Origin of the sequence: Synechococcus sp. R6-7 (genome assembly GCF_047461695.1) — a bacterium.
Classification (GTDB): Bacteria; Cyanobacteriota; Cyanobacteriia; order Thermostichales; family Thermostichaceae; genus Thermostichus.
Genome location: NZ_JANSHS010000430.1, coordinates 1 through 8,037, shown reverse-complemented (window position 1 = coordinate 8,037; position 8,037 = coordinate 1). Strand labels below are relative to the sequence as shown.

Genomic DNA, 8,037 nt, shown 5'->3' with positions numbered 1-8,037 from the left:
CAGGAGAGTTCAGCGTGAATGTATCAGCTACCAGGTTGGCTGCACTGTGTTATCTACACCTGAGGTACAACCATGAACTTCTCTCCTTCTGGGTCTGAGACCGCTTCGGTTTACTTGCCGGCCCCCACGGCTTTCCAGACGGAAATGATTGTCGGGCAGGTGTTCCGACAGGATGTGCTGGGCGATATCCGCAAGGGTTGGAATGGCTTTGTGGAATCGGGCCAAATTTGGGCGCTTTTGATAGGGATCGTGGCGGGCTACATGCTCAAGAGCATCACCAGCTCCCACTAGAGCCTTGTCGCCATTGCTCTAGCTGGATCCATTGGGCCTGGGCCGGCGGGGTTTTGGCCGTCGGCGGTCGGTTTCTGTGTTTTTTCTCCACAACTGCAGTGGGGTCTTCCTACGGTGGTCAATCCTTCTCCCCATTCTTCCGGTTCCCAGCCAATGTCTGAGCCGACGGTAACTTCCACCCCTCGCCCCTGGAGCCAACGCTTCGAGGGATCCCTGCATCCTGCCATCGCCCGCTTCAACGCCAGCATCGGCTTCGACATCCGCCTGCTGCCCTACGATGTGGCCGGATCCCTGGCTCATGTGCAGATGTTGGCCGCTTGTGGCATCCTGACCCAGCAAGAGGCCGACCAGATCCGGTGGGGATTGGAGCAGATCCAACAGGAAGCGGCTGCCGGCACCTTCCGGCCCGATCCAGAGGCAGAGGATGTCCACTATGCCGTCGAGCGTCGTTTGGTGGCTTTGGTGGGGGAAGTGGGAAAAAAACTGCATACCGGGCGCTCCCGCAACGACCAAGTGGCCACCGATCTGCGCCTCTATCTGCGGGATCAGATCGATCACCTTCGTCAAGCCCTCTGGGAGCTGCGCGGAGTTTTGTTGGACTTGGCTGAGCGGCATCTGGAGACAATCCTGCCCGGCTACACCCATCTGCAACGGGCTCAGCCGATTAGCTTGGCCCACCACCTCTTGGCCTATGAAGAAATGTTCTGGCGAGACTGGCAACGGCTGGGGCGGGTGCGGGAAGAGGTGAATGTCTGCCCCCTCGGATCCGGGGCTTTGGCCGGCACTTCCCTGCCCATCGATCGGCAGCTCACCGCCCATCTGCTGGGATTTGAGCGGATCAGCGCCAACAGCTTGGATGCCGTCAGCGACCGGGACTACCTGGTGGAGTTCCACGCTGCCGCCAGCTTGATTTTGGTGCATCTCAGCCGCCTTTCGGAAGAGATGATCCTCTGGGCTTCCCAGGAGTTCGGCTTTGTCACCCTCACCGATGCCTGTGCCACCGGCTCCAGCCTCATGCCCCAGAAGAAAAATCCCGATGTGCCGGAGTTGGTGCGCGGCAAGGCGGGGCGGGTGTTTGGCCATCTCCAGGCTTTGTTGGTCACCTTGAAGGGGCTGCCGCTGGCCTACAACAAAGATCTCCAAGAAGACAAAGAGGGACTATTCGACACGGTCGATACCCTGAAAGCCTGCCTAGAGGCGATGACCCTTCTGCTGCGGGAAGGGATCCAATTTCAACCTGAGCGCATGGCCGCTGCTGTGCAGGAAGATTTCTCCAACGCCACCGATGTGGCCGATTACCTGGTGCGCAAAGGGATCCCCTTTCGCACAGCCCATGATTTGGTGGGGCAGATTGTGCGCATTTGTTTGGCAGAGGGGATCCTGCTGCGGGATCTGCCCTTGGAGCGCTGGAAAACCTTCCACCCGGCCTTTGAGGCGGACATTTTGACGGCCATTGAGCCCCGCCAGGTGGTGGCCACGCGGCTCAGCGCCGGGGGAACGGGCTTTGCTGTGGTGCGAGAAGCCCTGCAACGGGCCCAGGCCCGCCACCAGCAGCCAGAGCCATCGGAAGAAACTCCACAAACTTAAACTGAACTCAAGGAGAGTTTGCAATTCTTGGGTTCTTCTCGCCAGTGTGTGCCATCCTGAGGTTCTCAGCCATCCAACCCAACTCCCAGCCTGTTGGCCTCTTCCCTGGGTATCGTTCCATGTTGGATAACCTCACCGCCCACGTCCTCGAAAATGCGGCCAAGCGTCGCTGGCGAGAACGCGCCTACAGCCGATTTTTGCAAGATTGGCGACGGCAAGTGGTGCTGCTGCGCCGTCAACGGGCCGGCGAATTTGGCCCACCCCTGGGGGATCCCTCTTGTGTTTTCAGTGCCCACTCGGCTTGGTTGCGCTGTGCCGTCCATCCCCAAGGGCCGTGCCAGGGTTGCCCCCACTATGCCCCCGTCACCCCTCCAAAGCCAGAGCCACCTCTGGGTTCACTCGATGGACGGGTCTGACCGCGCCACACTGGTGGCCGAACATTTTCAGCAGCGGCGGCCTCTGCGGAACGGCCTGCCCGTTGCGCCCCAATGGCATCCGCTGTAGCTAAGTTGAGGGATCCCCGGCCAACTTGTGCCAGAATAAAAGAACGGTAACTCCATCGGCAAAGGCGAGATTCATGGCCCTCTACCTCTCGGCAGACCACATTCGCAGCATCCGTCAGCACGGCGAACAAGCCTTTCCCCACGAGAGCTGCGGCATTTTAATTGGGGAAATCCGGGGGTCCGACAAGATCATCCACGAGCTTTGGTCGGTGACCAACACCTGGGATCAAGCGGAAAACCCTCTGGCAGACGGGGAATCCAGCCGCCGCCGCTTTTTGATCGATCCGGCGGATTTCAAGCGGGCCAACGACCATGCGGTGCGCAAAGGGCTGGGGATCCTGGGCACCTATCACTCCCATCCCAACCATGCGGCCATCCCCTCCGAGTTTGATCGGCAGCATGCTTTTCCTTGGGGCTTTTCCTGTGTGATCGTCAGTGTGCGCGAGGGCAAGGCAGAAGAGGTGGTGAGCTGGGTTTTGGATGAGCAGGAGCAGCCCCAACGGGAGCCGATGCAGATGCTGGAAGACATTCGCATCCCCCCGCTCCCGGCTTTGGCAAGCTAGAGTCGTTTGGGCTTTGCCGCTGTTTGAGGCTGAAATTCACGGCTAAGTTCAGTTGGGATCCTTGAAAGCTGGGATGGGCGCCACCGGAAAAAGCGGTAGTCTAGTGCTGAACCTTGTCTGTAACATAGCTGAATCCTCAAAGTCAGTAGACAGCCCCAACAAGATCGACAAACGGATAGGTCAGCCCAGATCCTCTGGATCCTCAAAAGTCTCCAGTAGATACCCAAGATCTCTCCCCGAACTCCCATGGCAACCAAAGTTCTGATCCCCTCTCCCCTGCGCCCCTACACCGACAACCTGGAAGCTGTCGAGATCGAGGGCAGCAATGTTGGCGAAGTGATGGGCAACCTCATCGCCCGCTATGGCGAGCTGAAGCGCCACCTCTACACCGAGGATGGGAAGCTGCGCAATTTTGTCAATGTCTACCTCAACGACGAGGATGTGCGCACGTTGCCCCAAGGCAACAACACCCCCGTGGGAGAGCAAGCCGTTATCAGCATCGTTCCTGCTATTGCCGGAGGGTTGTGAGCATGTTGAACCTGGACACCAGCCAAGTCAGCCTCTCCCGCGAGGAGATGGAGCGGTTTTCTCGGCATTTGATCCTGCCCGAGGTGGGCCTGGAAGGACAGAAGCGGCTGAAAGCCGGAAAGGTGCTGTGCATCGGCACAGGCGGGCTTGGCTCGCCCCTGTTGCTGTACTTGGCGGCAGCCGGCGTGGGGCGGATCGGCATCGTCGATTTTGATGTGGTGGATGTGTCCAACCTGCAGCGGCAGGTGATCCACGGCACCTCCTGGGTGGGCAAGCCGAAGGTGGAATCGGCCAAGAACCGCATCCTGGAGATCAACCCCCACTGTCAAGTGGATGTTTACAACACCGCCCTGAAGGCCCACAACGCACTGGAGCTGTTTGCCAACTATGACGTGATTGTGGATGGCACCGATAACTTCCCCACCCGTTACCTGGTGAACGATGCCTGTGTGTTGACGGGCAAGCCCAATGTCTACGGCTCGATCTTCCGCTTCGAGGGACAAGCGACGGTCTTCAACTACGAAGATGGGCCCAACTACCGGGATCTCTACCCCGAGCCGCCCCCACCAGGACTGGTGCCCTCCTGCGCCGAAGGGGGAGTGTTGGGGATCCTCCCCGGCATCATCGGTGTTATTCAAGCTACCGAAACCGTGAAGATCCTGCTGGGCGTGGGCACAACCCTGAGCGGGCGGCTGCTGCTTTACGATGCCCTGAACATGAGCTTCCGGGAGCTGAAGCTGCGCAAAAACCCCGCCACTCCTCCCATCACCCAGCTTATCGACTATGAGCAGTTCTGCGGGATCCCGCCAGCCCAAGCCACAGAACAAGCTGGCCAGACAGAGATCCCCGAGATCACTGTGGCCGAGCTGAAAGCGCGGATGGATGCTCACCAAGACTTTGTGTTGGTCGATGTGCGCAACCCGAACGAGTGGGAGATAGGCCGGATCCCTGGTGCTCACCTGATCCCCCTGCCCCAAATTGAAAACGGCGACGGGGTGGAGCAGGTGCGTCGCCTCCTTAACGGCTCAGAGCTGATCGTCCACTGCAAGAGTGGGGCACGCTCGGCCAAAGCCCTGAAGATCCTACAAGCTGCTGGGATCCAAGGAAAAAACCTGCGCGGGGGGATCCTCGCCTGGGCAGAGGCTTACGATCCCTCGATTCCCAAGTACTGACTCTGCCTTGGGATCCCTACCTGTCGCCCGGTTTGCTCTAGCATAGATCCGGCAGATCCGGTGCCCAGAGCCGGCTGTGCCAGGTTTTCCCTTTTTGCGTCCCCTTTTCCATGAGTGCCATCCCGCAGGCCGAGACAGAAACGATCTTCCACTCCATCCCCGAAGCCCTCGAAGACCTCAAGTGTGGTCGCATGGTCATCGTGGTCGACGACGAAAACCGAGAAAACGAAGGGGATCTGGTCTGTGCTGCCCAGTTTGCCACGCCCCAAGCTATCAACTTCATGGCCACCTACGGGCGGGGCCTTATCTGCCTGGCCATGCAGGGATCCCGCCTCGATGAGCTGAAGATCCCGCTGATGGTGGGGCAGAACACCGACAGCAACCAAACTGCCTTCACCGTCAGCATTGATGCTGGGCCAGAGGCTGGAGTTTCCACCGGCATTTCCGCTGCCGATCGCTCTCGCACCATTCAGGCGGCCATTCACCCGCACACGCGACCGGAAGATCTGCGCCGGCCTGGGCATGTCTTTCCGCTGCGGGCACGGGAGGGCGGAGTACTCAAACGGGCTGGCCATACGGAAGCAGCGGTGGATCTGGCGATGTTGGCCGGGCTGTATCCGGCAGGGGTGATTTGCGAGATCCAAAACCCGGATGGCTCCATGGCCCGCCTGCCCCAGTTGATCGAATATGCCCGTCAGCACGATTTGAAGATCATCACCATCGCCCACCTCATCGAGTACCGCCTGCGCACCGAACAACTGGTTCACCGAGAGGCTGCCGCCACCCTGCCAACGGAGTTTGGCCAGTTTCGGGTTTACGGCTACCGCGATAGCCTCAACCAAGTCGAGCACCTGGCCCTGGTGAAAGGGGATCCGGCCCAATTTGCCGCTGAGCCCGTCCTGGTGCGCGTCCATGTGGAGTGTCCCCTAGGGGATGCGCTGGGATCCCTGCGCTGCGATTGTCGCCGCCAATTGACAGCGGCCCTGAAGATGATCGGCCACCAGGGCAAGGGGGTGCTGGTGTACCTGCGCCGGCAAGAGCAGGAGCTGAGTCTCATCGAGCAAATCAAGTCCTACGCCCGGCAAGATCTGGGACTTTCTGAAACCGCGCCACCGGTGGCGATGGACTTGCGCGATTACGGCATCGGCGCCCAGATCCTACGGGATGTAGGGGTGCGCAAAATGCGCCTGATCAGCAACACCTCTCGCCACATCAGCGGCTTGAAAGGATTTGGCCTGGAAGTGGCCGAGCGCGTGCCCCTGCTGGTGGAAGAGCCGGATCTCAATTTGCATGTGGAGCCGTCCTGTTCCCTGAAACTGTTGCTGCACGACGCTGGCGCAACCGATTCCGGCTCAAGCCTGTAGCGCGTTGTAGGGCCGAGGGCTATGGTGGAACAAAGACTGGGGTGCAGCCGGCTCGCCATCCACCACATAAGCCTTGGATCCCCAGCCCCAGAAAGACCAGAAAGGACGTTCGGGCCCCGATGGAGCCGTCATTGCTATGCGACGCTTCCGCTCTGGTGACAGGGGTGCGGAGCACTGGCGCGCCGGCGAGACGGAGTCCCTGGCTGTGGGGCTCAAGAGTTGCTTCGGCAAGACGGGAATGTCGGATCCCACCTGCGACCACACTTCATAGCCCTGAGGGCGCACCACCACCAGGCTGATCAGGGATCCGTGATCCATGTCGTAGCGGCAACTGGCGATGGCCTCTTGCAGCTGAGAAAAGCCCCGGTTGAAGACGTAAAAGTGGTCTTGGAAGCGGATGGCCTCCCAGAAACCTTCCCGTGTAACCGCCACATAGTCATGATCGGCGGAGGCGTAGTCGAGGATCACCATACGTGTAAAGACTGATCAGCGATGAATCAAAGTGAGTAAGCTTTTACCGTATTTCCACTTAAACGCGATATCGGGCAGCCTGTCATCCGCAAAATGGCTCACCTGCAACAAGGCTTAATGGGTTTCTTTGCCTTGCAAACTGCTACTGCTTGCGTCCCCATCTCCTCCGGCTCCAGGGATCCCACCCAGTTCCCGTCGCAGCTCGGCCATGGCTGCTTCTCCGATGTGGGGGGTGGCGCAGACTAGGTTGGGTGTGCGGATTAGATCGGCTCGGGCTTGGCGCACCAAGGCGCGCAGGGTAGGGTAGCTGGCCTCATCGCAAATCAGCGTATGGGCGCGGCGGATTAGGGATCCCACCCGTTCCGTATCCGAGATCACTGCCGTCAGCACCAGCAGGTCTCCCCACAGACTGTAGACAATCACCTCGGCAACCTCCAGCAGGGCAGTGCTGATGCTCACCAGCCCCAGACAGGCGTAGGAAGGCAATTGGCGGATCAGGGCAATTTCACGGGCGTAGTCAGACACCTCCACCGTCAGAACACGGGCCCCTCGCGGCTGGGCAATGGCTTCGACGGCGCTGAGAAAATAGTGCAGCGTCACCACAGTGCCGGAATGGATCTGATCCAGAACGGTGGCCAGCTCCTCCAGGGGCACCAACTGGACCCGGATGCCCAAAGTCTGCTGGATTTGCTGGGCCATCAGTTGTCCTGTACCCAAATCCCGGTTGGGCACACACACCAGCACTTGGGCACTGCAGCGCAATCGCCAATCGATCTCCGCTAGCAGCAGATCCCGCACCTGCTCCAAAGAAAACCCCTGCTGCAGCAGCTGGTCGATGCCCTGGCGCACCTGCTCCAGGACCTGTCGGGATCGATCCAGGTTTTCCCCCAGGCCGCGAGAGTAGTTAACCACCTGGCGGGCGGAGCGGCTCACGTAAATGCCAGATCCAGCGCGGGTTTCCACCAGGCCCATAGCCTCCAATTGGTGGTAAACCTTGTGGATGGTATTGCGGTGCAGGCCTGTTTGCATAGCCAATTGACGGGTGCTGGGCAGGCGGTAGCCGGGAGGAAATTGCCCGCAGGCGATGGCAAAGCAGAGCAAATTAAAAAGCTGTACGGAGCCAGGGATCCCACTCTCCGGCTGGATGGAAATGCGCATCATGGCCCGTTTTTCTCCCTTTGACAACGCCGTTGCGAGCCCGTTTCTGGGCTACGTAAGAATCCCTCGACTTCAGTCGGCGGGAGTGTCAACTGCCTGCAAGATAGCGCCGACGCCGGATAGACAAGCTCCAGAGGAGATCGGGATTGAGAGCCCTATTCGGGGATGCGGTGCATCCGGCTGGGATCCCAACTTAAAGTCACCTCCGTCCCTTCCGGCAACTGCTGCAAATTCAGGCCGGGGTTGGGTTGCACAGCCAAAAGTTTCACCTCACAGCCCGACACCCATACCTGATAGCGAATGAAAGCCCCTAGATAAGCAGTGTCGCAAATCCGTCCCCGCAAGCGGCAGTGGCCATCGGGGATCCCTTCTTCAGCTTACTAGCGCAGGAGCCCCGCAC

Annotated in this window: 9 protein-coding genes and 1 pseudogene; 7 read left to right on the top strand and 3 right to left on the bottom strand. The window is 59.7% G+C overall.

The genetic code is table 11. The features are described 5' to 3' along the window. Positions 1-72: 72 nt before the first annotated feature. From NW815_RS12230 to ribB, 7 genes and pseudogenes are all read left to right on the top strand, one after another. Positions 73-291, top strand: coding sequence for a hypothetical protein (locus tag NW815_RS12230; RefSeq protein WP_011433653.1), 219 nt, complete (start codon positions 73-75; stop codon positions 289-291). Between the two features lie 153 nt (positions 292-444). Then, positions 445-1,878, top strand: coding sequence for an argininosuccinate lyase (gene argH, locus NW815_RS12225; RefSeq protein ID WP_414349809.1), 1,434 nt, complete (start codon positions 445-447; stop codon positions 1,876-1,878). 119 nt (positions 1,879-1,997) lie between these two features. After that, positions 1,998-2,294, top strand: coding sequence for a DUF6464 family protein (locus NW815_RS12220; protein WP_414329336.1), 297 nt, complete (start codon positions 1,998-2,000; stop codon positions 2,292-2,294). A gap of 161 nt (positions 2,295-2,455) precedes the next feature. Then, a complete protein-coding gene (locus tag NW815_RS12215) occupies positions 2,456-2,944 on the top strand; it encodes a M67 family metallopeptidase (protein WP_414390429.1) in 489 nt (162 codons plus the stop codon). 246 nt (positions 2,945-3,190) lie between these two features. Further along, complete coding sequence (locus NW815_RS12210) at positions 3,191-3,472, top strand: MoaD/ThiS family protein (protein ID WP_011433658.1); 282 nt, start codon at positions 3,191-3,193, stop codon at positions 3,470-3,472. 2 nt (positions 3,473-3,474) lie between these two features. Further along, positions 3,475-4,644: a molybdopterin-synthase adenylyltransferase MoeB gene (moeB, locus tag NW815_RS12205; RefSeq protein WP_011433659.1), complete on the top strand. Its 1,170-nt coding sequence runs from the start codon at positions 3,475-3,477 to the stop codon at positions 4,642-4,644. A gap of 143 nt (positions 4,645-4,787) precedes the next feature. After that, a pseudogene (gene ribB, locus NW815_RS12200) lies at positions 4,788-5,936 on the top strand (3,4-dihydroxy-2-butanone-4-phosphate synthase); the annotation flags it as partial. Positions 5,937-5,996: 60 nt separating this feature from the next. Here ribB and NW815_RS12195 read toward each other — a convergent pair. The 3 genes from NW815_RS12195 to NW815_RS12185 all read right to left on the bottom strand — a co-directional run bounded on the left by NW815_RS12195 (position 5,997) and on the right by NW815_RS12185 (position 7,981). Continuing rightward, positions 5,997-6,479: a hypothetical protein gene (locus NW815_RS12195; RefSeq protein ID WP_414388775.1), complete on the bottom strand. Its 483-nt coding sequence runs from the start codon at positions 6,477-6,479 to the stop codon at positions 5,997-5,999. Positions 6,480-6,593: 114 nt separating this feature from the next. Further along, positions 6,594-7,640 carry a GntR family transcriptional regulator gene (locus NW815_RS12190; protein WP_414388776.1) on the bottom strand — a complete coding sequence of 349 codons (1,047 nt, stop codon included), beginning with the start codon at positions 7,638-7,640 and terminating at the stop codon, positions 6,594-6,596. 152 nt (positions 7,641-7,792) lie between these two features. Continuing rightward, on the bottom strand, positions 7,793-7,981 hold the full coding sequence (locus NW815_RS12185; protein WP_414374567.1) for a TOBE domain-containing protein: 189 nt from the start codon (positions 7,979-7,981) through the stop codon (positions 7,793-7,795). Positions 7,982-8,037: the final 56 nt, after the last annotated feature.